26 protein-coding genes and 1 pseudogene are annotated in these 25,611 nt (G+C 72.3%); 12 read left to right on the plus strand and 15 right to left on the minus strand.

Annotated features, from left to right (window positions below; all coding sequences use genetic code 11):
* The first annotated feature begins 57 nt into the window (after positions 1 to 57).
* From HCK04_RS31420 to HCK04_RS31430, 3 genes are all read left to right on the plus strand, one after another.
* On the plus strand, positions 58 to 498 hold the full coding sequence (locus HCK04_RS31420; RefSeq protein WP_142651000.1) for an Hsp20/alpha crystallin family protein: 441 nt from the start codon (positions 58 to 60) through the stop codon (positions 496 to 498).
* A gap of 62 nt (positions 499 to 560) precedes the next feature.
* A complete protein-coding gene (locus HCK04_RS31425) occupies positions 561 to 878 on the plus strand; it encodes a MerR family transcriptional regulator (RefSeq protein ID WP_142651001.1) in 318 nt (105 codons plus the stop codon).
* Between the two features lie 193 nt (positions 879 to 1,071).
* Complete coding sequence (locus HCK04_RS31430) at positions 1,072 to 1,833, plus strand: mitomycin antibiotics/polyketide fumonisin biosynthesis protein (protein WP_142651002.1); 762 nt, start codon at positions 1,072 to 1,074, stop codon at positions 1,831 to 1,833.
* Positions 1,834 to 1,946: 113 nt separating this feature from the next.
* Here HCK04_RS31430 and HCK04_RS31435 read toward each other — a convergent pair whose 3' ends face one another.
* A complete protein-coding gene (locus HCK04_RS31435) occupies positions 1,947 to 2,093 on the minus strand; it encodes a hypothetical protein (RefSeq protein ID WP_168066422.1) in 147 nt (48 codons plus the stop codon).
* 15 nt (positions 2,094 to 2,108) lie between these two features.
* Positions 2,109 to 2,546: a MerR family transcriptional regulator gene (locus HCK04_RS31440; protein WP_142651003.1), complete on the minus strand. Its 438-nt coding sequence runs from the start codon at positions 2,544 to 2,546 to the stop codon at positions 2,109 to 2,111.
* A 70-nt stretch (positions 2,547 to 2,616) separates the two neighbouring features.
* Between HCK04_RS31440 and HCK04_RS31445 the strand changes: the two genes are divergently transcribed.
* Complete coding sequence (locus tag HCK04_RS31445) at positions 2,617 to 3,237, plus strand: methyltransferase domain-containing protein (protein ID WP_221890001.1); 621 nt, start codon at positions 2,617 to 2,619, stop codon at positions 3,235 to 3,237.
* On the opposite strand, the gene rox is transcribed toward HCK04_RS31445, so the two are convergent.
* The gene (gene rox, locus HCK04_RS31450) at positions 3,232 to 4,731 is read right to left on the minus strand and encodes a rifampin monooxygenase (RefSeq protein ID WP_142651005.1); all 1,500 of its coding nucleotides are present in this window, start codon (positions 4,729 to 4,731) and stop codon (positions 3,232 to 3,234) included. The genes HCK04_RS31445 and rox overlap by 6 nt on opposite strands.
* A gap of 267 nt (positions 4,732 to 4,998) precedes the next feature.
* On the opposite strand from rox, the gene HCK04_RS31455 reads away from it, so the two are divergent.
* On the plus strand, positions 4,999 to 5,178 hold the full coding sequence (locus tag HCK04_RS31455) for a hypothetical protein (protein WP_142623945.1): 180 nt from the start codon (positions 4,999 to 5,001) through the stop codon (positions 5,176 to 5,178).
* Between the two features lie 15 nt (positions 5,179 to 5,193).
* Here the strand turns inward: HCK04_RS31455 and HCK04_RS31460 are convergent, their stop codons facing one another.
* The 5 genes from HCK04_RS31460 to HCK04_RS31480 form a co-directional block, all read right to left on the minus strand.
* A complete protein-coding gene (locus tag HCK04_RS31460; RefSeq protein WP_142651007.1) occupies positions 5,194 to 6,099 on the minus strand; it encodes a TIGR03620 family F420-dependent LLM class oxidoreductase in 906 nt (301 codons plus the stop codon).
* A gap of 101 nt (positions 6,100 to 6,200) precedes the next feature.
* Positions 6,201 to 6,533 (minus strand): metalloregulator ArsR/SmtB family transcription factor, encoded by a 333-nt coding sequence (locus HCK04_RS31465; RefSeq protein ID WP_142651008.1) that lies wholly within the window; start codon positions 6,531 to 6,533, stop codon positions 6,201 to 6,203.
* Positions 6,534 to 6,592: 59 nt separating this feature from the next.
* Complete coding sequence (locus HCK04_RS31470; protein ID WP_260617479.1) at positions 6,593 to 7,747, minus strand: Ig-like domain-containing protein; 1,155 nt, start codon at positions 7,745 to 7,747, stop codon at positions 6,593 to 6,595.
* A 208-nt stretch (positions 7,748 to 7,955) separates the two neighbouring features.
* Positions 7,956 to 8,744: an isocitrate lyase/phosphoenolpyruvate mutase family protein gene (locus HCK04_RS31475; protein ID WP_142651009.1), complete on the minus strand. Its 789-nt coding sequence runs from the start codon at positions 8,742 to 8,744 to the stop codon at positions 7,956 to 7,958.
* A complete protein-coding gene (locus tag HCK04_RS31480) occupies positions 8,741 to 9,865 on the minus strand; it encodes a cytochrome P450 (RefSeq protein WP_142651010.1) in 1,125 nt (374 codons plus the stop codon). Before HCK04_RS31480 ends, HCK04_RS31475 begins: the two co-directional genes overlap by 4 nt.
* A gap of 315 nt (positions 9,866 to 10,180) precedes the next feature.
* Here HCK04_RS31480 and HCK04_RS31485 point away from each other — a divergent pair, with 315 nt between their 5' ends.
* Positions 10,181 to 11,272, plus strand: a complete 1,092-nt coding sequence (locus HCK04_RS31485; protein WP_142651011.1) for a hypothetical protein — start codon at positions 10,181 to 10,183, stop codon at positions 11,270 to 11,272.
* Positions 11,273 to 11,325: 53 nt separating this feature from the next.
* On the opposite strand, the gene HCK04_RS31490 is transcribed toward HCK04_RS31485, so the two are convergent.
* Both HCK04_RS31490 and HCK04_RS31495 read right to left on the minus strand, forming a co-directional pair.
* The gene (locus HCK04_RS31490; RefSeq protein ID WP_142651012.1) at positions 11,326 to 13,572 is read right to left on the minus strand and encodes an ATP-dependent RecD-like DNA helicase; all 2,247 of its coding nucleotides are present in this window, start codon (positions 13,570 to 13,572) and stop codon (positions 11,326 to 11,328) included.
* A 73-nt stretch (positions 13,573 to 13,645) separates the two neighbouring features.
* Positions 13,646 to 15,082, minus strand: coding sequence for a serine hydrolase (locus tag HCK04_RS31495; RefSeq protein ID WP_205830944.1), 1,437 nt, complete (start codon positions 15,080 to 15,082; stop codon positions 13,646 to 13,648).
* An 89-nt stretch (positions 15,083 to 15,171) separates the two neighbouring features.
* On the opposite strand from HCK04_RS31495, the gene HCK04_RS31500 reads away from it, so the two are divergent.
* Entirely contained in the window at positions 15,172 to 16,002 is an 831-nt protein-coding gene (locus tag HCK04_RS31500) for a helix-turn-helix domain-containing protein (RefSeq protein WP_240971990.1), read from the plus strand.
* 65 nt (positions 16,003 to 16,067) lie between these two features.
* Here the strand turns inward: HCK04_RS31500 and HCK04_RS31505 are convergent, their stop codons facing one another.
* A complete protein-coding gene (locus tag HCK04_RS31505) occupies positions 16,068 to 16,658 on the minus strand; it encodes a TetR/AcrR family transcriptional regulator (RefSeq protein WP_142651013.1) in 591 nt (196 codons plus the stop codon).
* 225 nt (positions 16,659 to 16,883) lie between these two features.
* Here HCK04_RS31505 and HCK04_RS31510 point away from each other — a divergent pair.
* The 5 genes and pseudogenes from HCK04_RS31510 (at position 16,884) to HCK04_RS31530 (ending at position 21,958) form a co-directional block, all read left to right on the plus strand.
* Positions 16,884 to 17,824, plus strand: a pseudogene (locus tag HCK04_RS31510) (chlorophyllase).
* A 287-nt stretch (positions 17,825 to 18,111) separates the two neighbouring features.
* Complete coding sequence (locus tag HCK04_RS31515; protein WP_142651014.1) at positions 18,112 to 18,549, plus strand: MarR family transcriptional regulator; 438 nt, start codon at positions 18,112 to 18,114, stop codon at positions 18,547 to 18,549.
* Positions 18,550 to 18,650: 101 nt separating this feature from the next.
* The gene (locus tag HCK04_RS31520; protein WP_168066424.1) at positions 18,651 to 19,391 is read left to right on the plus strand and encodes an alpha/beta hydrolase; all 741 of its coding nucleotides are present in this window, start codon (positions 18,651 to 18,653) and stop codon (positions 19,389 to 19,391) included.
* 162 nt (positions 19,392 to 19,553) lie between these two features.
* Positions 19,554 to 20,501 (plus strand): adenosine deaminase, encoded by a 948-nt coding sequence (add, locus tag HCK04_RS31525; RefSeq protein ID WP_168066426.1) that lies wholly within the window; start codon positions 19,554 to 19,556, stop codon positions 20,499 to 20,501.
* A gap of 104 nt (positions 20,502 to 20,605) precedes the next feature.
* Entirely contained in the window at positions 20,606 to 21,958 is a 1,353-nt protein-coding gene (locus HCK04_RS31530) for a serine hydrolase domain-containing protein (protein ID WP_142651016.1), read from the plus strand.
* Positions 21,959 to 21,962: 4 nt separating this feature from the next.
* On the opposite strand, the gene HCK04_RS31535 is transcribed toward HCK04_RS31530, so the two are convergent.
* The 4 genes from HCK04_RS31535 to HCK04_RS31550 are packed head-to-tail and all read right to left on the minus strand — an operon-like array spanning position 21,963 to position 25,520.
* Positions 21,963 to 23,159: an ABC transporter permease gene (locus HCK04_RS31535; RefSeq protein ID WP_142651017.1), complete on the minus strand. Its 1,197-nt coding sequence runs from the start codon at positions 23,157 to 23,159 to the stop codon at positions 21,963 to 21,965.
* On the minus strand, positions 23,156 to 23,947 hold the full coding sequence (locus HCK04_RS31540) for an ABC transporter ATP-binding protein (RefSeq protein WP_142651018.1): 792 nt from the start codon (positions 23,945 to 23,947) through the stop codon (positions 23,156 to 23,158). The genes HCK04_RS31535 and HCK04_RS31540 overlap by 4 nt, the downstream gene beginning before the upstream one ends.
* Entirely contained in the window at positions 23,944 to 25,008 is a 1,065-nt protein-coding gene (locus HCK04_RS31545; RefSeq protein ID WP_260617481.1) for a peptidoglycan-binding protein, read from the minus strand. The genes HCK04_RS31540 and HCK04_RS31545 overlap by 4 nt, the downstream gene beginning before the upstream one ends.
* Positions 25,005 to 25,520, minus strand: a complete 516-nt coding sequence (locus HCK04_RS31550) for a hypothetical protein (RefSeq protein ID WP_142651019.1) — start codon at positions 25,518 to 25,520, stop codon at positions 25,005 to 25,007. The genes HCK04_RS31545 and HCK04_RS31550 overlap by 4 nt, the downstream gene beginning before the upstream one ends.
* Positions 25,521 to 25,611 lie beyond the last annotated feature (91 nt).

Below are 25,611 nucleotides of genomic sequence, written 5' to 3' on the forward strand. Positions count from 1 at the left end.
AACTTATAAATGAAGTAGAAGGTTTCCTCCTATGGGAGTAACAAGAAGGAGGTTGCGATGCTGCTCACGTCGATCGACCCCTTCGTCCAGGAGTTCGAGCGGCAGTTCGACCGCATCGCCCGCTCCGCGTTCGGTGCGACCGACGGCGGCGGGGGTGTGATGCCCCTGGACGGCGTCCGCCGCAAGGATGACGTCGTGCTCCGGTTCGACCTTCCGGGCGTCGATCCCGACAGCATCGACGTCACCGTCGACCGCGGCGTGCTGACCGTCAGCGCCCGCCGCGAGGAGGAGCTCGGCGACGACGACCGGGTGTTCGTCAGGGAGCGCACGATGGGGCAGTTCACCCGCCGCGTCTACCTGCCGGAGCACCTGGACAGCGAGCGGATCGAGGCCGGCTACCACAACGGAGTCCTGACGCTGCGGATCCCGGTCCTGGAGCAGGCCAAGCCGCGCAAGATCGAGATCAGGAGCGGGGAGCGCAGGGCCATCAAGGCCTGAGCACCCGACCACCCGCGGGCCGGCGTCCTTGGTACGCCGGCCCGCCGCCGTACCCGGAGGTGATGATGCCCCGCCTGCCCATCGACGACGAGCACGCGCCTCTGTATTCGGTCGGCCAGGTCGCCGAGATGCTCGACGTCCAGCAGGCGTTCCTGCGCCGGCTGGACGAGTTCGCGGTGGTCCGGCCCCGCCGGTCGGCCGGCGGGCAGCGGCGCTACTCCCGCCACGACATCGGACAGGTGCGCTACGTGGTGGGCCTCGTCACCGAGGGCATGACCCTCGCGTCCATCCGCCGCATCCTCGAACTGGAGCGGGAGGTCGCGCGCCTCACCGGCGAGCTGGAGGCGGCCCTGCGCCGCCTGTCCGAGCTCGGCGGATGAGGCGCCGAGCGGTTCAAGCCGAGGGGTTCCGCCGATGGGCTCACGCCGAGCGGTTCAAGCCGAGGGGTTCCGCCGATGGGCTCACGCCGAGGGGTTCCGCCGATGGGCTCACGCCGAGGGGTTCCGCCGATGGGCTCACGCCGGGGGGTTTAATCGGTCGACATCGGTCGCCGGGCCTCGCTAGCGTCCCGCCATGGTTGCTTTCACCGACGCCGACCTCGACCGTTTCGTCACCGAGGGCTTCCTCAAGATCGAGCAGGCGTTCCCGCGCGAGACCGGCGACCGGATCAGAGACCTGCTGTGGCGGCAGATCGGGCTGTCCCCCGACCGGCCGGAAGACTGGACGAAGCCGGTGGTGTGGGCCGCCCCCGACCCCGCGGGGCGGGGCCCGTTCGGAGAGGCGATGCGCGCCCCGGCACTCGCCGAGGCGCTGGACCTCGTGGCGGGCAAGGACGGATGGGCGCCGCGCGGCACCATCGGCAACACGCCGGTGCGCTTCCCCCACCCCGACGACGCCGGGGACACCGGCTGGCACATCGACCAGAACGACCCCGGACCGGACGGCGCCTGGGGGAAGGTCGTTCTCGCGTCCCGCACGATGCTCGTGCTGGCGCTGCTGTCGGAGGTCGGTCCCGGCGACGCGCCCACCCGCATCAGGGTCGGCTCCCATCTCGACACGGTCCGCGTCCTGGAACCGTACGGCGAGCAGGGGCTGGAGTTCTTCGCCTCCGGCCCGGTGCTGGACGAGGCGAGCGCGCACCGCCCCGAGGCACTCGCCACGGGACTGCCCGGCGATGTCTACCTGTGCCATCCGCACCTCGTCCACGCCGCTCAGCCTCATCACGGCACCCGGCCGCGCTTCATGTCCCAGATGCCGTTCTTCCTGGCCGAGCCGCTGACCGCCGGCGACGCCACCCCTCTCGCCCGGGCCGTACGGCTCGGCCTCGGCGGCTGACCGGCCGCGACGGCCCGGCCCGCCGATGCGATGCCGGCCGGGCAGACCCACACCGGCCGGGCGGGGTCGCCGCAGGACATCGCCGAGACCGTGCACTGGCTCGCCTCGCCAGGTCACGCGAACGCCGCGAGCAGCTTTCCGATCTGCTGCGCGAGCTGCTCGCCGGACTCGGCGGCCCGAGCCTGACCGGGCAGGTGGGGGGGCCGACCCCGCACCAGTTCCTGCGGTGAGATGATCCCGGAGGTCGTCGAGCGGGCCATCGTGAGCGGCGGGAGTCAGTCCGAGTGGATCTGTTCGTGGACCTCTTTGAGAGTGCCTCCCGCGAGGATCGCCTCGATCCCCTTGGCGAAGTTGGGGCACTCGAAGATCTTCTCGTGCGGGCAGGCCAGGCCGTGGGCGATGGCGGTGCGTGCCACCTGCGCCCGGGCGATCCGCTGGTCCAGCTCGGCGAGCTTGCGTTCGTACAGTTCCCGCCAGCCGTCGTCGTCCAGGGAACGGGAGTCGACGAACGCCTTGGCCTCCCGCAGGGTGAACCCGACGTCCTGCAGCATCAGGATGAGGCCGACCAGCCCGACCGCCGAGGGCGGGTAGCGCCGCTGCCCCGAGACCCGGGCGGGCGGCGGCAGCAGGCCGAGCTCCTCCCAGTAGCGCAGCGCGGAGGTGGCGACGCCCGTGCGGCGCGCCAGCTCGCCGATCGTCAACTGCTCGTCCATTGACTTCAAGCGTACTTGAAGCCGTTGACTGGCGGGCATGCGGACAACAGGGACATCTTTCAAGCAACGCGTGATCGGATATCTGGTGGGCCAGGCGCATCGCCCGAGGGGCGTCGTCGGGTGGGCGAACGGGTGGCTGTTCGCCCTTCGCCCCTCCAACCGCAAGCGCAACGTCTGGGCGGTGGCGTTGCTGGACGTGCGGCCCACCGACCGGGTGCTGGAGATCGGCTTCGGCCCCGGCATCGCCATCGCCGCGTTCGCCGCCCGCGCCGTGCGGGGCCAGGTCTTCGGCGTGGACCACTCGCAGGCCATGGTGCGGCAGGCGGCCCGCCGCAACGCCGCCGCCATCCGCGCCGGCCGCGTGCACCTCACGCAGGCATCCGTGGCGGAGTTGCCGAGCTTCGGCGACCCGCTGGACGCGATCCTCGCGGTCAACTCGGTGGGGTTCTGGCCCGAGCCGGTGGAGCGGCTCGGCGAGCTGCGCCGCCTGCTCCGCCCCGGAGGGCGCATCGCGCTCGTCAGCCAGCCCCGCTGTCCCGGCGCCACCCGGGACACCACGGCCCGGGCCGCGCAGGAGCTGGGGGGCCTGCTCACCCGGGCCGGGTTCACCCGTCCGCGGGTCGAGACCCTCGACCTCGACCCGCCCGCCGCGTGTGTGCTCGCCGTCAATCCGGCCGGCGGGCCGTCATGACCGGTCCCCACGTGAGCCGGCGGGCTCGCCGAACCAGCGGCGGAGGTGGACGTCCAGGTCCCGCTGGTCGTCGCCGATCCAGGCGACGTGGCCGTCGGGCCGGAGCAGGACACCCGGAACGTCCAGCGCCGCCGCAGGATCGGCGAGGTGGTCGACCCGGTCCGGCCAGCCGCCGGCGGTCAGGCGTCCGGTGCGGTCCAGCAGCAGGCCGCGCCCGCGACGCAGCAGGTCGTAGAAGCGGCCCTGTTTCACCTCGATGTCGGGCAGACGGCGGCCGAGCAGGCCGGGGCCCTCGCCGAAGTCGTAGCGGACGCCGATCGCGGTGATCTTCTCGATGAGATATCGGTTCACCTCCTCGAAGTCCATCAGCTCGGTGAGCAGCCTGCGTACGGCCTGCGCGCCCGGCTCGGGGGACATCAGTTCCCGCTGGGCGCGGGTGTTGTCCAGCACGTCCGCGGCGACCGGGCGGCGTTCGGCCTGGTAGGTGTCGAGCAGGGTGTCCGGCGCCCAGCCGCGGACCTGCGCGGCCAGTTTCCAGCCGAGGTTCACCGCGTCCTGGACGCCGAGGTTGAGGCCCTGCCCGCCGATGGGCGGATGGATGTGCGCCGCGTCGCCGGCCAGCAGCACCCGCCCGGCCCGATAACGCTCGGCCAGCCGGGTGGCGTCGCCGAAGCGGGACAGCCAGCGCGGGGAGTGCACGCCGAAGTCGGTTCCGGCGATGGCGCGCAGCGCCTGCCGGAAATCCTCGAGGGTGGGCGGTTCCGCCCGGTCACCGGTTCCCAGGGCGGGGACGAGGACGCTGTAGACACCACCGCCGAACGGCCTGAGCCAGAACGACCTCGGGGTCTCGCGGATGCCGGCCATCGTGGCGGTGATCTCCTCCTGCGGCACCCCCACGTGCATCTCGCCCATCAGCGTCTCGTTCCGCGAGGGTTCGCCGGGGAAGCCGACGCCGAGCAGTTTGCGCACCGTGCTGCGCGCGCCGTCACAGCCGACGAGATAGCGCGAGCGCAGCCGTAGCCCGTCGGACAGCTCGACGGTCACGCCCTCGTCGTCCTGCTCGAAACCGGCCACCGCACAGCCGCGCCGGACCTGCGCGCCCAGTTCGGTCGCGTGTTCTTCGAGCAGGCGCTCGATGACCGGCTGCGGGATGCCCAGCAGATAGGCGTGCGCGGAGTCCAGGCCCGTGGGCGCGGGTTTGTCGATGGCGGCGAAGAAGCCGCCTGCCGGGCGCCGTCGCCCGTGCGGGAGGATCCGCTCCAGCAGTCCGCGCATGGCCATCAGCTCGATGCTGCGGATGTGCAGGCCGACGATGCGGACGAACGACTTGGGCTCTGTCTCCTTGTCCACGACGAGCACCCGCACGTCGTGGAGCCGCAGCTCGGCGGCCAGCATCGCGCCGGTCGGCCCGCACCCGGCGATGACCACGTCGTACGCGGGCGCGTGATCGGCATCGGAGGCGGGAGACGGGTCGCCGGTGAATGAAGTACGCATAGGTGGTGCCTTTCGGGAGTGCCTCGACGCTCCCGGCGACACCTACGTCGATCGCCCGGCCGTGACGGGAAGGGGGAGCACCCACATCGATACAGCGTTCATGGGTCTCACCTCCTCGGGCGGTGTCACGGTCGACGGCACGCTACAAGCCCGATCACGATCTCGTCCAATCCTTTTCCCCGCCCTCTGATCACGACCCGGCCGCGGCGGCCCGCCGCTCCCGGTGATCGGAGATGGGCCGGGCGGCACGGGTAGTAATCTGCCTTCATGTTCCACCGCAAACCCATCGAAGAGCGCATCGCCGAGCGCGTGGCGAAGCGGCCTCCGTTGAAGGAGGGCAAGCACTTCGAGCACCGCCCCGCGCTGATCGTGTTCTGCGTGGTCATCGCGCTCGTCGCGCTGAAGATCGTGGGCGCCTTCGCCCTCATGAAGTGGGGCGTGCAGTAGGACCCCGGCCGCCCCTCAGGCCGTGCGCCGTACGCCGGCCTGCTGGGGCAGCAGCGCGTCGCCGAGCATCCGCCAGTGCGGCATCGCGGATTTCCCCGGCTCGACGCCGATGACCTGGATCGCGACGTGGTCGGCTCCGGCGTCGCGGTGGGCGCCGAGCTTGGTCACGATCGTGTCGAGGTCCCCCCAGAACACCAGGTCGTCCACGAGGCGGTCGCTGCCGCCGCCGGTGAAGTCCTCGTCCGTGTAGCCCAGCCGCCGGAATTTGGCGATGTTGTACGGCGTGTTCAGGTAGCGGTGGAGGTGCTCGCGCGCGGTCGCGCGGGCCCGTGCGGGATCGGATTCGAACAGCACCGCGTGCTCGACGCCCAGGAACGCGTCCGGCCCGAGAATCTCCCGTGCCCGGGCGGTGTGCGCCACCGTGACGTGGTAGGTGAGGGCGCCGGCGGAGCGCTCACGGGCCAGCTCGAGCATCTTGGGCCCGTACGCCGCCAGGATGCGGCGCATCGGCGTGCGCGGCAGCGGGTTGGGCGTCGTCAGCGCGTCCATCTCGTCGAGATATCCGGCCATCGCCGCGAGCGGCGTGGTCCCCGGCCGTGGCACGCCGCCGAATCCCAGGCCGAGCACGTGCCGTCCGGGGTAGGCGTCGGCCAGGAGCAGCGCGGCGCCGTACGCCCGCGGGGCCTCGCGCGACCAGATCTGCGCGATGCCGTTGATCACGGTGATCCGCCGGGTGCAGGACAGCAGATAAGCGGCGTGTGTGAACGCCTCACGCCCCACCAGCTCCGGGATCCAGAACGCGGGCCATCCTCGATCCTCCAGTTCCTGGACCGACTCGCGAATCAGCGCGGCGGGCTGATGCTCGAAGTCGAAGGTGTAGATGCCGAACCCGCCCAGGTCCAGGCCGCCGAGGTCGCCCATCGGTGATCTCCTCACGCTCGCCTCATATCAACATATCGAAGTATCGCAGATCTTCGATATGAAGGTCCACGCTAGGGCCACGCCATCCGGCGTCACGGTTTCTAGAGGGTCTCTCCGAGCGTGGCGACGAGCCGGGCGATGCGCTGCTCGTCGCGCTTGTAGTGGGTCCACTTGCCGACCCGCGTGGCCTTCACCAGGCCCGCCCGCTGCAGCTCGGCCATGTAGGCCGACACCGTCGACTGCGCGAGACCCGTCCTGGCCTGGATGTGGCTCACGCACACCCCGACCTCGGCCGGGTCGGCGATCGCCTCCTCCAGCGGGAAGTGCCGCTCGGGCTCACGCAGCCACATCAGCAGCTGCAACCGCATCGGGTTCGACAGCGCACGCAACGCCTCCACCAGCCCGGGATCCGGCAATGCCACGGTCTCCGCCATGAACCCAGGCTACCGCCCACCCACCGAGGTATCGGGATTCCTCGATGCAAGCGAGGGCATCACGATTCGAGGGCGCTACCCTGCTGCCACTTGCTGAACGGCATCTGCCAGAAGCCCCAGCCGTTGTTCCACTCCAGGATCCGGTTCGTACCGACGATCTTGACGACGTCGCCCCGGTGGAAGTTGTCGTAGAACCACTTGGCCTGGGAGGGGCTGGCGTTGATGCACCCGTGGCTCACGTTGGCCCGGCCCTGCGAGCCCACCGACCAGGGCGCGCTGTGCACGTACTCGCCGCTGTTGGAGATGCGCACCGCGTGGTTGACGACCTCCTTGTAGTAGCCGGGGTCGCCCTCCTTCTTGCCCGGGGAGATCATCGTGACCGGGTTGCCGCGTTCCATGGTCAGGTGGATGCCGCTGGTGGTTGTGTACTCGCGGGTGGTCGCCATGCCGGCGCTGATCTTCATGGTCTGCACGACCTTGCCGTCGCGCCGGACCACCATCATGTGGGTCTTGGTGCTGACCGAGCTGATCCAGGCGGCGCCGATCTTGATGGTGGTGCTGTGGTCCTCCATGCCGTACGTGTCCGGCCCGGCCTTCACACCGGTCAGGTGCGCGGTGAACTTGACCTTCTGGTGCGCGGGCCAGTATTTGGCGGTGCGGTAGATGACGTACCTGTCGTCGATCCACCGCCAGGCGCCCTTGACCGGCTTCTCCGCGTCCACCTCCAGGGCCTGCTCCACGGCGGCCTTGTCCTGCACCGGCGCGTTGAACCTGACCATGATCGGCATGCCGACGCCGACGGTCTCCCCCTTGATGCCGGGGGTGACGTCCACGACCTCCAGCCCGACCTTGGGTTTGAGCGTGGTGAAGCGGCTGGTCGCGGTCGCCGGGCCGCCCTCGCCGGTGGCCTTGGCCGAGACCGTGTATTTGGCGGAGGGCTTCAGCGGTTCCTTGGAGGTCCACTTGGTGTGCGTGGAGTCGAACTCGCCGTCGAGCGTCTTGCCGCCCGCCCTGACGGTGACCTCCTCCAGCTCGCCGTCCGAGGCAGTGACGACCACGGTCTTGTCGGGGCGCACCTTCGCGCTGCCCGTCGCCGGGCTGATCGTGATTTTCGGGGCCGGGATGGCGGGCGCGGCGTCGCCGGAGTTCCCGCCCGTCGAGTCCGGCGTGCTGGATCCACCGGAGCATGCCGACAGAGATGCGGCCAAGACCACGGCGACTCCGGCGATCGGCCACCTCGAACGACTTCCAGTGCTCAGCACAACTACTCCCCCATGAGCGCGAAGGGCACCATAAGACCTTATTCGGGGTTGCCTCCTATGTTGGCATTTTCTCCGGTGCTTAGGTCACATTTCGGTCGCTGTTCACTGTGCCCGTCCCAAGAAACGGTAAGGTGCGCGTCAAGTCTGATCAAGCGGCGGGTCATGCGCCCGTCGTGGCGAGGACCTGCACGTCCTCGTACGAGGGAAGGCCTGTGGGGATCCGCTCACCCGTGGCGACCGCCCGGGCGGTCTCGGCCACCGCGTGCAGTGCGGCCCGCAGCAACAGCGATCCGGTGCTGATCCGGCGCACGCCGAGCGCGGCCAGACCCGCGACGGCGTGACGGCCGGGCAGGAACAGCACGTTGAGCGGCAGGTCGACCGCCTCCACCAGCGCCCGGATGTCGTCGCCGCCGGCGACCCCGGGGACGAACACCCCGTCGGCCCCGGCCTCGGCGAAGGCCCGCAGCCGTCCGACGGTCGCGGCCAGGTCCCCGGCGCCCAGCCAGTAGGTGTCGGTGCGGGCGTTGACGAACAGCCCCGGCGCCTTCGTCTTGACCGCCGCGATCGTCTCGCACCGCTCGCCGAGGTCCGCCAGCGTCCCGTCCGGCCGGCCGTCCTCGATGTTGACGCCGGCCACGCCGAGCCCGGCCAGCTCGGCGGTGATCTCGGCCACCCCTTCCGGCGTGTCCGCGAAGCCGCCCTCGATGTCCACCGACACCGGGCACGGCAGCCCGGCCAGCCGCCGGGCCAGCGCCAGCGTCTCCGCCGCGGTGGCGCCGGTCGCGTCGGGCTTGCCCGCGGCCGCGGCGACACCGAGGCTCGTGGTCCCGATCGCGGCGAACCCGGCGGCGGCCATGACCGCCGCCGAGGCGTGATCCCACGCGTTGGGCAGCACCAGCGGCTGGTTCGCGTGGTGAAGGGCACGGAAGGTTTCGGCGTGGGTGCTCATCGGGGTCCTTTCACGGTGGCGGCGCTCTCCAGGTGGAGGCAGGCGGGGACGCGCAGGTTCGGCGACGGCTCGTAGGGGATCTCGGGGTCGGCGAGGCGGTGCGCGAGAGCGGCCTCCACGACGCCCGCCGCCAGGGCGAGCGCGGCCCCCTCCCCCGGGCAGGGCCGGATCCCGCTGCCGAACCCCAGATGCCCGCCGCCCCGACCATCCGAGTCGACACGGGCGGGATCGACACGGGCGGGATCGAAACGGTGCGGGTCGGGGAAGACCTCGGGGTCGCGGTTGGCCGCCGCCAGGTCCAGCACGACGACGGCACCCGCAGGCACGAGGACTCCTCCGGCCGTGGCGTCCTCGGCCGCCACCCGGCGCGTGAGCCGTACAGGCGGGTCCCATCGGAGGGTCTCGGTGAGCAGCGCCTCGACCGGCCACCGTACGGACAGGTCGGCGGGCAGGCGGGTCACGACGGCGAGGGTGTTGCCCACCAGGCCGGCGGTGGCGTCGCACGCCTGGATCAGCGCCGCCGCCACCGCGGCCAGCAGGCCGGGGTCCGGCTGTCGCCCGTCGCCCAGCCCGTCGCCCAGCGCGCCGGCCAGCACGCCGGCCAGCACGGCCACCGCCGCGTTGTCAGGAGACACAGCCCCGGGAGACGCGGCCCCGGGAGACGCAGCCTCAGGAGACGCGGCGCCGGTCGTCGTACTGGGCGCGGGAGGGAGGTGGTAGGCGGCGGCCATGGCCGTCACCGCCTCGGCCACCTCCTCCCGCCGGCCCTGCGGTACACCGAGCGCGGTGGCGAGGACGCCGACCGGGACGCGGCGGGCGATCCTCGCCATCACGTCCACCCGGGCGCCGCCCGCCAGTTCGGCCACGGCCCGCTCGCGGGCCTCGCGGCGCAGCCGTACGGGGTCGAGGGCGTCGATCAACTCCGCGACACGCGCGCGGCGGTGGGCGTGCTCGGCTCCGTTGCTGAATCTGCTGACCGCTCCCCGCAGCCACGCCATCCCCGATCCCGGTTGCGCGGCGGGGGCGGCGGGGACCAGGAAGCGGGGATCGGCGAGCACGGCGCGCACGTCCGCGTGCCGGGTGAGCCGCCGTTCCGGTGTGGCGGGCTGATCTGCTGTCATCGGTGGCCGGGGGCGCGTGGAGGCCGCCCCCTCCCCCCTTCCGATGGTGGTCGTCGTCTCCCCGGCAGGCTAGGGCCGTGATCTTTCGGCGACCGTCGAAAGATGAACGTTTCACGCCTAAATGTGCGATGTGCGAGGTCTGGGCCATTGGGTCTTCTCAACGAGCGGTCCCCGGGTTATCACAGGGCGGGAGGCCGCTGGTGATCCCCGCGCCCCACTAGAACGTTCCACGGCTCCACGAATGGGCACCACGCGCCGGAAACCCGGCGTCGACATCTCGTACGCCCACTGGGCACCACCGCGATGGAGGACGGCATGCGTCTGTTACACTCCGTGTTCACCCGATTACTACTGTTGTGCGCGCTGGTCGGCGGCGGCGCCGTCGCCGGGGCGGGGGCCGCGAACGCGGCGGTTCCCGACGTGTGGGGGTTCGCCTACGTCGACACCAGCTCCGGCGTGCCGAACCTGTCCTACCAGGCCGGCAGCTGGACGTCCGGCGCGGTCACCGTCTCCCCCGGCGTCCCCGGGGAGTACTACGTGCGGTTCCCGAACATCGGCATCCCCACGGGCGGAATCGCGCACGTGACCGCGATCTCGCAGACGGCCGAGTGGTGCCAGATCGAGAAGTGGGGCCAGTCCGGCCCCGACGAGATCGTCGTGGTGCGGTGCTACCGGTTCGGCGGAGGCCCGGCCAAGGCGCTGTTCTCTCTCGTCTTCGCCAGCAGCAGCGGTGCGCTGTCCTCGGCCTCGCAGGCGTTCGGCTACGTCTACTGGGACGGCAGCTCCATCGCCTCCGACTACAACTCCTCGCTCGGCGCCAACGCCGTCTTCCCCGGCTCTACCGGCGTGTGGACCGTCTGGCTGCCCGGGCTGGGCTCGTCCGTGGCGGCGGGCGACATCCAGGTCACGGCGGTGGACTCGACCCAGCCGGCGCGGTGCAAGGTGGGCGCCTGGAGCTGGGCGCCGTCCGGGCAGAAGATCCAGGTGCTGTGCCACGACGCCACCGTCAACCCGCTCGACACCGGCTGGACCCTCACCTACCAGCGTGAGCGGGCCATCACCGGAGCGTTCGCGCCGCCGAAGCTGTTCGCCTACACCTTCGACAACGTCCCGGCCAACCCCGGGCCGTACGCGCCGGTTCCCCCGCAGATCAACTTCAACTACCCCGGCGCGGTCAACACGGTCCAGTCGGCCGGCCTCGGCCTGCGCCTGGTGACCTTCCCCAAGGTCGGGGCGCTGCCCAACAACGTGCAGGTCACGGCGTACGGGCCAGGTCCTGAGTTCTGCAACCTGCTCACCCTGTGGACGACCGCGGGCTCCGACGTCTACGTCCGCGACGTCGCCTGCTACAAGGCCACCACCAGGGTCAACGAGGCGTCGTTCGTGACGTACACCTCGGTGTACTGACCAGGCAGGGGCGGGCGCGCCGGCCAGGCCGTGAGAGATCAGGGCACGGCGGATCAGGGCACGCGGAGGCGGTGGGTCAGCCCCGTGTGGCGGCGGCCCGCCCCCCGCGTGCGTACGGCCTGGCCGAGCGCCCGCCGCGACCCGACGATGACCACGAGCTTCTTGGCACGCGTGATGGCGGTGTAGAGAAGGTTGCGCTGCAACATCATCCAGGCGCTGGTGGCCAGCGGGATGACGACCGCCGGATACTCGCTGCCCTGGGAGCGGTGGATGCTGACCGCGTAGGCGTGGGCGAGTTCGTCGAGCTCGTCGAAGGAGTAGTCGACGTTCTCGTCCTCGTCGGTCAGCACGGTCAGCTTGCTCTCCTCGGGGGTGATGGCGGTGACGACGCCGACCGTGCCGTTGAACACCCCGGCCGCGCCCTTGTCGTAGTTGTTGCGCAGCTGGGTGACCTTGTCGCCGACGCGGAAGACCCGCCCGCCGTAGCGGCGCTCCGGCATGCCCTCGCGGGAGGGGGTCAGCGCCTCCTGCAGGGCGATGTTGAGCGCGCCGGCGCCGGCCGCGCCGCGGTGCATGGGCGCCAGCACCTGGATGTCCCTGCGCGGGTTGAGCCCGAACTTGCGGGGAATGCGCCGGGCGACCACGTCCACGGTCAGCGCGGCGATCTCCTCGGGCTCCTCGCAGGAGAACAGGAAGAAGTCGGGGAACTCGCGGACCAGCGGGTGCTGGCCGGTGTTGACGCGGTGCGCGTTGACGACCACGCCCGACTCCTGCGCCTGGCGGAAGATCTGCGTCAGGCGCACCCGGGGGATGCCGGGGGCGGCCAGCAGGTCGCGCAGCACCTCTCCGGCACCGACCGAGGGAAGCTGGTCGACGTCGCCGACGAACAGCAGGTGCGCGCCCGGGGCGACCGCCTTGGCCAGCTTGTTGGCCAGCAGCAGGTCGAGCATGGACGCCTCGTCCACGACGACCAGGTCGGCGTCGAGCGGGTTGTCGCGGTCGAAGGTGGGGTCGCCGCCGGGGCGGAGCTGGAGCAGCCGGTGCACGGTGGTGGCCTCGTGGCCGGTCAGCTCGGCCAGCCGCTTGGCCGCCCGGCCGGTCGGGGCGGCGAGGATGACCTTGGCCCGCTTCGCGCGGGCCAGCGTCACCACCGAGCGCACGGTGAAGCTCTTGCCGCAGCCGGGGCCGCCGGTCAGCACGGCCACCTTCTCCGTCAGCGCGAGCCGTACGGCCTCGGCCTGCTCGGGCGCGAGGTCGGCGCCGGTGCGGCCGCGCAGCCAGTCGAAGGCGGCCGGCCAGTCCACGTCGGCGAACGCCTTGAGCCGGTCGTGGCCGGCGGTCAGCAGGGTGCGCAGGGTGCCGGCCAGCGACAGCTCGGCGCGGTGGAAGGGGACGAGGTAGATCGCGGGGACGGTGCTCTCGTCGTCTTGCTCGCCGTTTCCCCTGGCGGGGATCTCCTCGCGGACCACGCCCTCCTCGGCGACGAGCTCCTCCAGGCAGGCGGTGGTCAGGTCGGGCGGCACCTCAAGGATCTTGACGGCGTCGGCGACCAGGTTGGGGGCGGGCAGATAGCAGTGGCCGTCGTCGGCGGCCTGCGACAGCGTGTAGCGCAACCCGGCCTTGACCCGCTCGGGGCTGTCGTGCGGGATGCCGACGGCCTGGGCGATGGTGTCGGCGGTCTTGAAGCCGATGCCCCACACGTCGTCGGCGAGCCGGTAGGGCTCCTTGCGGACCACGTCGATGGAGTCCTCGCCGTACTGCTTGAAGATGCGCACGGCGATGGAGGTGGACACCCCGACGCCCTGCAGGAAGATCATCACCTCCTTGATGATCTTCTGCTCCTCCCAGGCCGCGGCGATCATCTTGGTCCGCTTGGGCCCGAGGCCGGGCACCTCGACCAGGCGCTTGGGCTCCTCCTCGATGACCCGCAGCGTGTCGGTGCCGAAGTGGTCCACGATCCGCTCGGCCATCTTCGGGCCGATGCCCTTGATCAGCCCGGAGCCCAGGTAGCGCTGGATGCCCTGGATCGTCGCCGGCAGGACGGTGGTGTAGGACCACACCTCGAACTGCCTGCCGTACTTGGGGTGGGAGCCCCAGCGGCCGGTGAGCCGCAGCGACTCGCCCACCTGCGCCCCGAGCAGCGGGCCGACGACGGTCAGCAGCTCGGTGCCGGACCGTTCGGTGGCGACCCTGGCGATCGTGTAACCGGTCTCCTCGTTGGCATAGGTGATCCGCTCCAGCACGGCGTCGAGCTGGACGCCGGGCGGCCTGCCCGCGGCGCCCCCGGGAGGATTCGTCATGGGTCGCATTGTCTCCCACCCGGCGGCCCCCGCCGGACGCGACCGCAGCCGCGGGGGACGAAGCGCGGGCCTCCTACGCGACGTCGGGCCGGGTCATCAGCGGCGACCGCACGTGGACCGCCAGATCGGGGCCGGTCAGGGGCACGATGTTCCACGTCGCCACCGCCGTCCCCGCGCCGGCGTCGACCACCAGCCGCACCCGGTGAGGAGTGGTGATGACGAAAAGGTCGGCGACGAACGTGTCGCCCTGCCAGGCGCCGGCCGCCACGACAGGGCGGCCGAGCGGCGAGCTCTCCCGCCATGCGCCGTGACCGGCCTCGACGTCGAGCGCCGGCCCCACCCGCAGGAGCCAGCCACCGTCCACGGGATCGACGGTCACCGTGGTGCCGCCGGGCAGCGGCGAATCCCCGGCGGATGCGTCGACCTTCGCCGTGACGCCGCGCTGCGGGGCGGCCGATCCCGGCACCGGCGCGAACGACAGCCGCCGCAGCCGCTCGGCGAGGATCTCGTCGTCCCGGGCGCTGTCCGCCCGGTCCACGCCGGAGATCAGGCACTCCCAGATCGGGTCGAGTATCTGCGCCCCCTCCGTCGCGGCGGCGGTGACGGCGACCACGAGATCATGCGACGGGACGACCACGCACAGCTGGCCGAACGCGCCGTCGCCTCGATAACCGTGCTGCGACATCCAGAACTGGTAGCCGTATCCGCACAGCGTGTCGAGGCTCTCCGACCAGCCCTCGACCTGCTGGGTGGCGATGTGCCGCCGGGTCGCGAGCTCCACCCACTCGCGCGGGACGAGCCGCCGGTCGCCCCACAGTCCTCCGCGCAGCAGCAGTTCGCCGAAGGCGGCCACGGCCTCGGTCGTGAGGTGCAGCCCGTGGAACCCGAAGGCGGCGCCGCTCGCCACCCGGTCCCATTCGGCGTGGTCGACGCCCATCGGCCCGAAGAGACGCTCGTCGAGCAACTCGGGGAGGCCGCGGCCCGTGACCCGTTCCACCATCCGGGCCAGGACGAAGGTGGTCGGATTGTCGTAGGCGTGCCGGGTGCCCTCGGGCTCGGGGAACGGCACGCGCAGGAAGCCCTTCACCAGGTCGCCCGGTTCGAGCTCCCACGCCTCGGCGAGGCTGTCGTCGCGGTGCCCGGCCGTCATGGACAGCAGGTGGTGAACGGTGATGCGGCGTCCCTGCTCGCAGACGCCGGCCGGAACGTGGTCGGGCAGCACGTCGACCACCCGGTCGTCCAGCGCGAGCAGCCCGTCGCTGATGGCGAGCCCCACGGCGACCGAGGTGAACGACTTGGTCAGCGAGTAGAGAAGGTGCGGGCGTCCGGCCGAGTACGGCGCCCACCACCCTTCGGCGACGACGTGACCGTGGCGTACGACCATGAGGGAGTGGCACTCGACGGATCGTCCGTCGAGCCGGTCCAGCAGCGCGGCGATCGAGCGGGACGACATCCCCGAGGCCGCCGGTGCCGAGCGCGGCAGCAGGGCGCGCTGAGAGGGGGAGGGCATGCGGACACCGTAACAAGGCCGCGCAAGCGGATTCCGGGACCGGGCGAGGCCCGCCGATCATGCGGCCCGGGGGTGATTAGGCTGGTCGTATGCCGTCGGCGGGGACGTCATACGACTGGGCGTGGGTGGACGTCGCGGTCCCGCGCATGCCGGGCCGGCTGCCGGGGGTGAGCATGGCCGGGTTCCGCCAGCGCTCCCCCGCGCTGTGGGACATCCGCATGGTCGCCTATCCGTTCGTCACCCTGTTCGTCGACCTGAGCGACACCGAGACCGTCGTCTACGACGCCCGTGGCCGGACCCGGCGCGGCAGCGTCGTCGCCGGGCTCCTTCCCGGCGACTTCCGGGCGGCCGGTCGCCGGGTCGAGTGCCTCCAGATCCGGCTGGAGCCGATCGTGGCGGCCGCCGTGTTCGGGGTATCGGCCGAGCTCAGCGGGGCGGTGCTCGCTCTGGAAGACCTCTGGGGACGCGACGCCGCCCGCGCCGAAGACAGGCTGCGCGCCACCACGTCGTGGGACGAACGGTTCACGATCGCGAGGGACATCATCGGCCGGCGGCTGGAGGCCCGTCCGCAGGTCGATCCGGAGGTCGCGCACGTCTGGCGGCGAACCCTCGCCCGCCGGGGGCGGGTGCGGGTCGACGGCCTTGCGGACGAGGTGGGCTGGAGCCGCAAGCGCCTGTGGTCGCGCTTCCGGTCCCAGCTCGGCATCACTCCCAAACGCGCCGCCCAGCTGGTGCGGTTCGACCACGCCGCCCACCTGCTCGCGGCGGGGCACGGTGCGGCCGGTGTCGCCGCGGAAAGCGGCTACGTCGACCAGTCCCACCTCACCCGCGAGGTCAAGGCGTTCGCCGGGCTCACGCCCGCGGCCGTGGCCGAGGCGCCGTGGCTCGCGATCGACGACGTCGCCTGGCCGTCGCACTGAGCACATCGCACCGGGCACGTCGCACCGGGCACGTCGCACTGGGGACGTCGCGGCACGGACATGACCTAGCCCGGCAGGCGCAGCCCGGCGATGAGCAGCCCGGCCAGCCGTCGGGCGTCGTAGTGGGGATCGTGCTCGGCGCCGATGCAGAGGTTCCCGACGCCGTGCATGAGCTGGAGGGCCGGGACGTCGGAGCGGATCTCACCGGCGGCGGCCGCGGCGTCCAGCAGCCGGGTGCACACGGGCACGAGCCGGTCGAGGAAGTAGGCGTGCAGCGCCTCGAACCCGGGCTCGTCGGAGCGCAGCACGGCGGCCAGCCCGTGCTTGGTGACCAGGAAGTCGACGAACAGGCCGATCCAGCGTCGCAGTGCTTCGTAGGGCGTCGCGCTGGACTCCAGCAGGGCCGGTCCGGCCTCGGCGCAGGCCTCCACCTGGTGCCGGTAGACGGCGATGATGAGATCCGCCCGCGTCGGGAAGTGGCGATAGATGGTGGCCGTCCCGACGCCGGCCTTGGCCGCGATGTCGCGTACGGGCGCGTCCACGCCCGATGCGACGAAGACCTCGGCGGCCGCGTCGAGCAGGGTCTTCTCGTTGCGCCGTGCGTCCGCCCGTCTGGGCCGGGCCGCCCGTCCCGCGCCCCGGTCGCTGTCGTTCATCGCGCGGCTCCCTCCATCGACTTGCTAAACGGGACATGGTTCCGTATCGTCAAAACGGGACACGGTCCCGTTTGCTCATGATGCCAGAGCAGCGGGCCTGCGACCAATCCATGCGTCCTCCCCGCACTTCCCTTTCCGCCCGGCCGCCGTCGGCGCACTCATCCCGCGCCGCCGGTGGCGCCGGCGACCCCGTTGAGATGTGGCATCTGAGAGGAAGACCATCCCATGAGTGAGACAACTGTGGCGGTTCCCGGCCTGGCCGTCGGCACCCCGTCCCCGGTCATCGCGGTGCGGCCGGTCGTGCTGCCGGCCCCCGGCCGCGGCGAGGACCTGCGCGTACGCGTGTCCGCGCCGGCGACCGGAAACGAACTGCCGGTCATCGTCTTCTCGCACGGTTTCGGGGAGTCGATGGACGGCTACGCCCCGCTGGTCGACTTCTGGACCGCCCACGGCTTCGCGGTGATCCAGCCCACCCATCTCGACTCGAGGACGCTGAACCTCCCTCCCGACGACCCTCGTACGTCTCTGATCTGGCGGCTCCGCGTCGAGGACCTCACGCGCGTCCTCGACGGGCTGGATTTCGTCGAAGCCGCCGCTCCCGGCCTCGCCGGGCGGCTCGACCGGAGCCGCATCGCCGTGGCCGGGCACTCCTGGGGCGCCCAGACGGCGAGCATGCTCCTCGGGGCGCGTGTCCTCGGCCCGGCGAGCCGGGAGAGGACCTGTCCGACCCGCGGATCACGGCGGGTGTGCTGCTCGCCGTCCCCGGCACGGGCGGAGCCGACCTGACTCCGTTCGCCGCCGAGCACTTCCCGTTCATGAACCCGGGCTTCGCGGAGATGACCACACCGGCCCTCGTGGTCGCGGGAGATCACGACCAGTCCCTGCTGTCGGTCCGGGGGCCGGACTGGTTCACCGACGCGTACGTCCAGAGCCCACACGGCAAGAGCCTGCTCACTGTGTTCGGTGCGGAACACTCGCTTGGCGGGATCTCCGGCTACAACGTCACGGAGACCACGGACGAGAACCCCGAGCGGGTCGCCCTGATCCAGCGGCTCACCTGGGCCTACCTCCGCACCGCGCTCGGCGTCGACGGCTCCGCCTGGCCGGCGGCGCGTGCCGCTCTGGCCGCGGCCGGCGATCCGCTGGGCCGGATCGAGTCCAGGTGATTCCCCGGGCGGGCGGCCGGACCGCCGCTCCGGCCGCCCGCCCGGCAGAAGGGACGCCCCAATAGGGGGACGCCACGTTGTTCTCGGCCCAGCGCTTCTCGGCGTCGGAGCCCGCCGGAGGCGGCGCGATCCCGTCGATCAGTGAACTGCGTGGCCAGGTGATCGCCACTCACCCCCGGCCGCATCGGACGGCGCACCGACCGGTACCGCGCCGTGAGAGGTCTCCAGACGCTCGCTCGCGTAGCCGCATCTTGCCTTAGCTAAGTTAGCTTGTTAAGTTAGCGGGCATGGAGCGGAACCTCAGCCTCAACCTGCATGTGCTCACCGCTCGGCTGGACCGGGCCGCCGACCGCATACTCCGGGCGGAGCACGACATCTCCTACAGCCGGTTCCTGGCCCTGACCCTGGTGGGGGAACTGGGGGCCTCGACACAGCGGACCCTCGCCGAATACCTCGGCGTCACCGAGCCGTCGGTGAGCCGCATGACCGGCGTCCTGGCCGCCGACGGTCTCCTCGACGTCCAGCCCGACCCCGCCGGGGGCAACCGGCGGCGACTGAGCCTCACCGACGAGGGAAAGCGGCTTGTGGCCTCGATCCGGCAGGAGTTCGAAGATCGGCTCGCCGCCGTCGTCGCCGAGAGCGGCGTGCCGTACGCCGAGTACGCCGAGCACACCGCGCGGCTGCTGACCACGTTCGACCGGCTCGAGCGGGAGGCGGGCAAGTGAGCCGGAACACCGATACTCCGCCCTTACACGAGGACACGGCAGTTTCGGCCGATGGCACGGCGATCGCTTACCGAACCCTGGGCGCAGGACCGGACCTGATCGTGGTCGGCGGCAACCTGAGCACCTCCGACGACTACCTGCCGCTGGCCCGCCTGCTGGCCCGCTCCTTCACCGTGCACGTCGTCGACCGGCGCGGACGCGGCGCCAGCGGCCCCCAGGGATCGGAGTATTCGCTGGCCAAGGAAGTCGAGGACCTGCACGCCGTCCAGGCCGCGACCGGGGCCCGCCTGGCCTTCGGGCACAGTTATGGCGGGCTCGTCGTCCTGGAGGCCGCACGCTCCTTGCCGCTGTTCGACCGCATCGCGGTCTACGAGCCGGGAGTGCCCTGCGCCCCCGTCCCCACCGCGTGGATGGCGCCGTTCCGGGAACGGCTGGCCGCAGGCGACCACTACGGCGCGTTCGTCCACTTCATCCAAGGCTCTGGCGGAGCGCCGGCCTTCATGGCCAAGCTGCCGCACTGGTATCTGCGCACCGTGATGCGCGTCGTGTTGCGCGGGCCGAGATGGGAGCGCATGCGATCCCTGCTGACGGCATGCCTGGCCGAGCACGAGCAGCTCGCCGCCCAGTATGGCCGGCTCCCCGAGTTCGCCGATGTCACCGCCCCGGTGCTGCTCCTCGTCGGCGGCCGCTCCAGGCCCGAGCACCGAGCGGAGTTCACCATGCTCCGCGACGCCCTTCCCGACGCCAGTCTCGAAACCGTCGACGGCCTCGGCCACCTGTCACCGACGGAACCGAAATCGGGCCCCGTCGTGGTCGCGCGGGCACTGCCGTTCCTCCTGTGACGATGAGGCGGACGCTCGGTCGCCGGATCACGCTCGGAATCAACGAGCAGGCTCCGCTGCCCAGCACGTTGCCCACAGCGACCGCCGCCCCGAGCGGGGTCGCCGTCGCCGCGCTGGAAAATGTGTGGGTGCCGCGGGCGCCGATTGCCTAGGGTGCTGCCGGTGAGAGACCTCCGCCTGCTGCCCAAGGCTCACCTGCACACTCACCTGGAAAGCACCGTCCGTCCCGCGACGATCCGCGAGCTGGGCGGCGACCCACCGGTGCAGGACCGGCCGTTCCGGGACTTCCGGGAGTTCGCCGACCAGCGTGCCCAGGTGCGCGCGCTGCTGCGCGAGCCCGGGCACTTCCGCCGCATCGCCGAGGAGTTCTGCCAGGACGAGGCGGCCCAGGGCGTCCGCTACGCGGAGGTCACCTTCACCGCGGCGGCCCACGGCGAGCGGGTCGGCGATCCGGACATGCCGCTGGAGGCCGTGCTGGAGGGCCTCGCCGCCGGTGCGGAGCGGTACGGCATCCGGACGCGGGTGATCCTGGACCACTCCCGCCGCCGTCCCGCCGAACGGCTGTGGCACAGCCTCAAGCTGGCCGTACGGCACCCGCAGGTGGTGGCCATCGGCCTGGCCGGGGACGAGTCCCACCCGGCGGCGCCGTTCGCCGAGGTGTTGCAGGCCGCCCGCGAGGCGGGGGTGCACCTGGTGCACCACGCCGGGGAGACGGCAGGACCGGCCAGCGTGCGGGAGGCGTTGACGGTGGGGCACGCGGAGCGGATCGGCCACGGCATCCGCGTGCTGGAGGACCCGGAGCTGGTGGCCGAGCTGCGGAGCCGCCGCGTGCCGCTGGAGGTCTGCCCCTTCTCGAACGTCCTGCTCGGGCTGGTCCCGTCGCTGGCCGAGCACCCGCTGCCGCGCCTGGTCGAAGCCGGTCTGACGGTCACCCTGAACACGGACGGGGAGACATCGCTGGCCGCGGAATACCAGCGCGCCCGGGAGGTCTTCGGGTGCAGCGACGCCGAGCTGGCGGACCTGGCCCGCGCCTCGGTCGAGTGCGGCTTCGCCCCTGCGGAGGTGAAGGCGCAGGTCTGTGCCGAGATCGGCCGGTGGCTCGACGGCTGAGAACCCGGCTTCTTTGGGGCGATGCGCGGCCTGGGCCGAGTCCCGGGCCGCGCGGGCACAGGAACGCTAGCCTGGTGCGGATCACGGAAAGGGGACGACCAAAAATGGTGCTGGAGGGGACGGCCCGCGCACTGCTGCGCCGGCTGGCGGCCGAGCAGGCCGAGGCGCGGCTGCCGTCGGTGGTGGCGGCGATCGTGCGGGACGGCGAGATCGCCTGGTTCGGGGCGCGCGGCCGGGTCGGCGGGGAGCCGCCCACGCGGGACACCCAGTACCGCATCGGGTCCATCACCAAGACCTTCGTGGCGGTCGTCGTCATGCGGCTGCGCGACGAGGGAAGGCTCGACCTGCTGGATCCCCTGGACAAGCACGTCCCCGGCACGCCGCTGGGCGACGTCACGGTCGCCCAGTTGCTGTCGCACAGCGGCGGGCTGACCGCCGAGTCTCCCGGCCAGTGGTGGGAGCGCACCCCGGGCGTGCCGGTGGCCGACCTGATCGCCGCGCTCGGCCCCGAGTCGTCCCGGCACCGGCCCGGCCGCCGCTACCACTACTCCAACCTCGGGTTCGCCCTGCTCGGCGAGCTGGTCGCGCGCAAGCGGTCGGCGCCGTGGGACGAGGTCGTACGCGAGGAGATCCTGGAGCCGCTCGGCATGCGCGACACCACCCCGCGCCCGCGCGCGCCGCACGCCACCGGGTATGCCGTGCACCCGTGGGCCGACACGCTGCTGCCGGAGCCGGAGAACGACCACGGCGCGATGGCCCCGGCCGGGCAGATGTGGTCCACGGCCGCCGACCTGGCCCGGTGGGCGGCATTCATCGGCGGCGACACCGGCGAGGTGCTGCGCCCGGCCACCGTCGCCGAGATGCGCGAGCCGGCCGTCGTGGATGACGGCGACACCTGGACCCGCGGCTACGGGCTGGGCCTCCAGCTCGCCCGGCACACCGGGCCCGGCGGCCCGCGCCGGCTGGCCGGTCACACCGGGTCGATGCCCGGTTTCCTGGCCACCGTGTGGGCCGACCCCGCCGACGGCACGGCCGTGCTGTGGATGGCCAACACCACCTCGGGCGTGCGCAACCTCGACACCTCCCTGCTGGACATCCTGGCCGAGCACGAGCCGCCGCTGCCGGCCGAGTGGTCGCCCTCCCCCGTGGACGAGGACCTGCTGGCGCTGACCGGGCACTGGTATTGGGGGCCGACGCCGTACGTGCTGCGGGTCCTGCCGCAGCGGGGCCTGTCGCTGACCCCGGTGAGCGGCCAGGGGCGGGCCTCCCGGTTCACCGCCCGGCCCGACGGCACCTGGCTGGGGCTCGACGGCTACTACGCCGGGGAGACCCTGCGGGTGGTCCGCTCCCCCGGCGGGGTGACCCACCTCGACCTCAACACGTTCATCTTCACGCGTGAGCCGTACGACCCGGCGGCGCCGGTGCCGGGCGGCGTCGACCCGGACGGCTGGAGGTGACCCGTCAGGTGGTGGCCAGCGCCACCGTCGGCGACAGACGGGCCGCGCGCATCGCCGGGTAGAGACCGGCGAGGGTGCCGATGACGAGCGTGGCGCCGACGGCGCCCGCGAACGCCCAGGGCGGGACCACCGCCGGCCAGCCGCGCGACAGCGCGTAGCCGGCGGTGGCCAGGCCGCCCAGCACCGCGCCCGCCACCCCGCCGAGCGCCGACAGCAGCAGCGACTCGGCGAGGAACTGCAGGCGCACCTGGCCGCGGGTGGCGCCCAGCGAGCGGCGCAGGCCGATCTCCTTGCGCCGCTCCAGCACCGAGATCACCATGGTGTTGGCCACGCCGACGCCGCCGACCAGCAGCGCGACCGCGCCGAGCCCGAGCAGCAGGTTGGTGAACGCGCTCGCGGCCGCCGCCCGGGCCGCCAGCGCGTCGGAGGGCCTGCTGACCGTGACCTCCTCCGGGTTCTCCGGGTTGACCGTGCGCGGCAGCACGGCGCGTACGGCCTCCACCGATTCCTCGGCGGACCGCTCGTAGATGGCCGTCGGGTGGCCGTCGAAGCCGAGGTATTTCTCGGCGGCGGGGAACCCGACGAGCGCCGAGCGCTCGATCTCCGGGGCGAGCGGCATCGCGCCGAGGACGCCGACGACGGTGAACCACCGTTCGCCCATCCAGACCTGTACGCCCGTCCTGGTGATGCCGAGCCGCTCCGCGGCCTTGGCGCCCAGCACGACGGCGGGCCGCGTCTCGGTGGCGGCGTTCAGCCAGGCGCCGGTGACGACCCGGCCCTCCAGTGTGGTGAGCAGGTCGGCGGTCGCGGCCTGGACGGCGATGCCGCCGGTCACGGCCTTGGGGATGCGGTCGGTGCGCCGGATCGTGGTGTCGACCGTGCCGGTGGCCGAGGCGGTGCGCACCGGCCCGATGCGCCGGACCATGCCGAGCGCCTCCTCGGGCAGCTTGGCCTGCTCGCCGAACATCGTCTGCCCCGGCGCGACGGTGAGCAGGTTGGTGCCGAGCCGGTCGAGCTGGCGCAGCAGTTGCTCGCGGGAGGACGACGAGATGCCCAGCACCGCGATCATGGTGGCGATGCCGATGGCGATGCCGAGCGCGGACAGGATCACCCGCGCGGGGCGGGTGCGCAGCCCGGCCGCGCCGGTCCGCAGGATGTCGGACGGCCCGAGCCGGGCGGGGGTCAGCCGCTGACGGGTCATCGTGGTGCTCCCTTCGCCGCCCACGCCGTTTCGGGGCCGGCGGGGGCTTTCGGGCCGGCTTTGGGGTTGGGCCCGGGTGGCCGGCGTCCGGCGCCCGCCCCGGCGTCGGCGACGACCCGGCCGTCGCGTACGCGCACCTGTCGAGGGCACCACGCGGCGATCTCGGGGTCGTGGGTGATGACCACGATCGTGGTGCCTGCGGCGTGCAGGTCGCGCAGGACGTTCAGCACCTCGGCGCCCGCCGCCGAGTCGAGGTTGCCGGTCGGCTCGTCGGCCAGCAGCAGCGGCGGGTCGCCCGCCACGGCGCGGGCCACCGCGACCCGCTGCTGCTCCCCGCCCGACAGCTGATCGGGCCGGTGGCCGAGCCGGTGGCCGAGGCCCACCCGTTCCAGCGCGGCGGCGGCGCGTTCGCGCCGCGCCCGCAGCGGCGTGCCGGTGTAGAGCAGGCCGTCGGCGACGTTGTCCAGCGCGCTCACCCCCGGTGCGAGGTGGAACTGCTGGAAGACGAAGCCCAGGTGGCGGGCGCGCAGCGCGGAAAGCTCCCGGTCGGACAGCCCGGCCACGTCGTGCCCGGCGATCCGTACGGTGCCCGTGGTGGGCCGGTCGAGGGTCCCGATGAGGTGCAGCAGGGTCGACTTGCCGGATCCGGACGGGCCGGCGACGGCGACCAGCTCGCCGCGTCCGACCAGCAGGTCCACGCCGCGCAGGGCCCGCACGCCGGCGCCGTACACCTTGGTCACCTCGCGCAGCTCCACCACGGCGGGCTGCTCGGGCTGCGGGATGCTCATGTGGCGGGCACCCCGACCTTCATGCCCTCGGCGAGGCCGGCGCCGGTGATCTCGACCATGCCGCCGCCGAAGGCGCCGAGCTCGACCGGGACCACGCGGGTGGAGGCGCCCTCGACCACCTCGACGCCGAAGCCGCCCTCGCGCAGGGCCAGCAGCGCCTCCACCGGCACGGCCAGCACGTTCTCGCGCCGCTCGCTGACCAGCTCGACCTCGACCGGGGCCTTGTCGAGCCGTGTCTTGGGCGGCTTGCTCAAGGTGATGTCGACGTCGATGGTGCTGCCCTGGTCCTGGCCCTGCCCGGACGAGACGGCCTTGGCCACCGTGCCGACCGAGGTGATCTTCCCGGTGACCCGCTCGCCGCCCGGCAGTTCGACGGTGACCTTGGCGCCCTTCCTGGCCAGCGACTGGTCGTCGGTGGACAGGTCCACGTGCACCAGCCGCCGTACGCCCGTGACGGTCAGGACCGGACGTCCGGGAGTGCTCCTGTCGCCGACCTCGACCCTGGCGTCGGTCACCCGGGCGGCGGCCGGCAGGAAGACCACCTGGGAGGCGTCCACCTGCCCGGTCTCGGGGAGCCCGGCGGCTTCCTGCCACTCCTTGACGGCCAGATAGGTGGCGTAGCTGAAGTGGTCGTCCACGGTCAGGTCGTCGCCGTAGCCGAGGACCTTGAGGTTGCGTTCGAGCTGCTCGACGTCCGGGCCGTCGTCGACGCCCTGCCGCAGCGGGCGATACATGGGCAGCGATCCGTACATGAGGACCACCGGCCTGCGGTCGATCTTGAGCAGCGGGCGGCCGCGCCGGACGACCGCGCCCTCGGCGGGCGTCCAGGTCACGGTGCCGGCGGCGTCGGCGGTCACCTGCCGCTCGCCGGAGTAGGTCAGCGCCCCCTCCACGGTCTTGGTGTCGATCAGGTCCTGACGCGTGATCGACGCGGTGGCGGGCACCGGGGGCGGGGACGGCTCGGCCGCTCCCGCGCCGTCGCCGCCCGCCATGGCGACGGCCGTTCCGGCGGCGGCCAGGGCGAGGACGCCGGCGCCCGCGATCACCAGGCCCTTCCTCACGGCTTCCTCCCCGGCGCGAACTCCTCGCAGGCCTTCTGGGCCTCTTCCAGCGTCTTCCGCTGACCCGGCTTGATCTTGATCTGGATGCCCTGGCCGGGGGCCGGGTCGGGCATGTCGATGCCGTGCTCGCGCATGCACTGGGCGAACTTGACCATCCGGTCACGCGCCTCGGGATCGCCGCCGCCGGCCTTGTCGCCGATCGCGTCCTTCATGAAGTGCCGGCAGTCCTGCATGGCCTTTTCCGTCGCGGCCTGGTCGCCCTTCTTGCTCGTGATGCGGATGCGGCCGTCCGGGCCGGGGTCGGGCATGTCCACGCCGTGCTCGCGCATGCACTGGGCGAACTTGAGCTGGGCGTCCTGCCGGTCCACCGGGGCCGACGCCGATGCCGCCGGTCCGGCCGTGGCGCCGCCCGCGCTGGCGATCCCGTCGTCCGCGGGGGCCGCGCCGCAGCCGGCCAGCGCCAGTGCGAGCCCTAATGCCGGGCCCAGGGCGCGCAGTGGTCGTGAGCGCATAGGTCCTTCCTCCTCCGTCGCTTCTCCTCGTCCGGGGCGTTCGCCCGGGACGGGGCCCAACTCCAGCGGAGGCGGTGCTAAACGCGGATAA

This window comes from Microbispora sp. CL1-1 (assembly GCF_012034195.1).
Classification (GTDB): domain Bacteria; phylum Actinomycetota; class Actinomycetes; order Streptosporangiales; family Streptosporangiaceae; genus Microbispora.

What these genes read in the sequence shown, in the direction of transcription:
- HCK04_RS31475 (WP_142651009.1), bottom strand. Translation starts at nt 8,744, where the DNA reads ATGAGCACCCACGCCGAAACCTTCCGTGCCCTTCACCACGCGAACCAG.
- HCK04_RS31425 (WP_142651001.1), top strand. Translation starts at nt 561, where the DNA reads ATGATGCCCCGCCTGCCCATCGACGACGAGCACGCGCCTCTGTATTCG.
- HCK04_RS31420 (WP_142651000.1), top strand. Translation starts at nt 58, where the DNA reads ATGCTGCTCACGTCGATCGACCCCTTCGTCCAGGAGTTCGAGCGGCAG.
- HCK04_RS31485 (WP_142651011.1), top strand. Translation starts at nt 10,181, where the DNA reads ATGCGTCTGTTACACTCCGTGTTCACCCGATTACTACTGTTGTGCGCG.
- HCK04_RS31440 (WP_142651003.1), bottom strand. Translation starts at nt 2,546, where the DNA reads ATGGACGAGCAGTTGACGATCGGCGAGCTGGCGCGCCGCACGGGCGTC.
- HCK04_RS31490 (WP_142651012.1), bottom strand. Translation starts at nt 13,572, where the DNA reads ATGACGAATCCTCCCGGGGGCGCCGCGGGCAGGCCGCCCGGCGTCCAG.
- HCK04_RS31500 (WP_240971990.1), top strand. Translation starts at nt 15,172, where the DNA reads ATGCCGTCGGCGGGGACGTCATACGACTGGGCGTGGGTGGACGTCGCG.
- HCK04_RS31530 (WP_142651016.1), top strand. Translation starts at nt 20,606, where the DNA reads ATGGTGCTGGAGGGGACGGCCCGCGCACTGCTGCGCCGGCTGGCGGCC.
- HCK04_RS31455 (WP_142623945.1), top strand. Translation starts at nt 4,999, where the DNA reads ATGTTCCACCGCAAACCCATCGAAGAGCGCATCGCCGAGCGCGTGGCG.
- rox (WP_142651005.1), bottom strand. Translation starts at nt 4,731, where the DNA reads ATGCGTACTTCATTCACCGGCGACCCGTCTCCCGCCTCCGATGCCGAT.
- HCK04_RS31550 (WP_142651019.1), bottom strand. Translation starts at nt 25,520, where the DNA reads ATGCGCTCACGACCACTGCGCGCCCTGGGCCCGGCATTAGGGCTCGCA.
- HCK04_RS31460 (WP_142651007.1), bottom strand. Translation starts at nt 6,099, where the DNA reads ATGGGCGACCTCGGCGGCCTGGACCTGGGCGGGTTCGGCATCTACACC.
- HCK04_RS31515 (WP_142651014.1), top strand. Translation starts at nt 18,112, where the DNA reads ATGGAGCGGAACCTCAGCCTCAACCTGCATGTGCTCACCGCTCGGCTG.
- HCK04_RS31465 (WP_142651008.1), bottom strand. Translation starts at nt 6,533, where the DNA reads ATGGCGGAGACCGTGGCATTGCCGGATCCCGGGCTGGTGGAGGCGTTG.
- HCK04_RS31535 (WP_142651017.1), bottom strand. Translation starts at nt 23,159, where the DNA reads ATGACCCGTCAGCGGCTGACCCCCGCCCGGCTCGGGCCGTCCGACATC.
- HCK04_RS31540 (WP_142651018.1), bottom strand. Translation starts at nt 23,947, where the DNA reads ATGAGCATCCCGCAGCCCGAGCAGCCCGCCGTGGTGGAGCTGCGCGAG.
- HCK04_RS31505 (WP_142651013.1), bottom strand. Translation starts at nt 16,658, where the DNA reads ATGAACGACAGCGACCGGGGCGCGGGACGGGCGGCCCGGCCCAGACGG.
- HCK04_RS31495 (WP_205830944.1), bottom strand. Translation starts at nt 15,082, where the DNA reads ATGCCCTCCCCCTCTCAGCGCGCCCTGCTGCCGCGCTCGGCACCGGCG.
- HCK04_RS31430 (WP_142651002.1), top strand. Translation starts at nt 1,072, where the DNA reads ATGGTTGCTTTCACCGACGCCGACCTCGACCGTTTCGTCACCGAGGGC.
- HCK04_RS31480 (WP_142651010.1), bottom strand. Translation starts at nt 9,865, where the DNA reads ATGACAGCAGATCAGCCCGCCACACCGGAACGGCGGCTCACCCGGCAC.
- HCK04_RS31435 (WP_168066422.1), bottom strand. Translation starts at nt 2,093, where the DNA reads ATGGCCCGCTCGACGACCTCCGGGATCATCTCACCGCAGGAACTGGTG.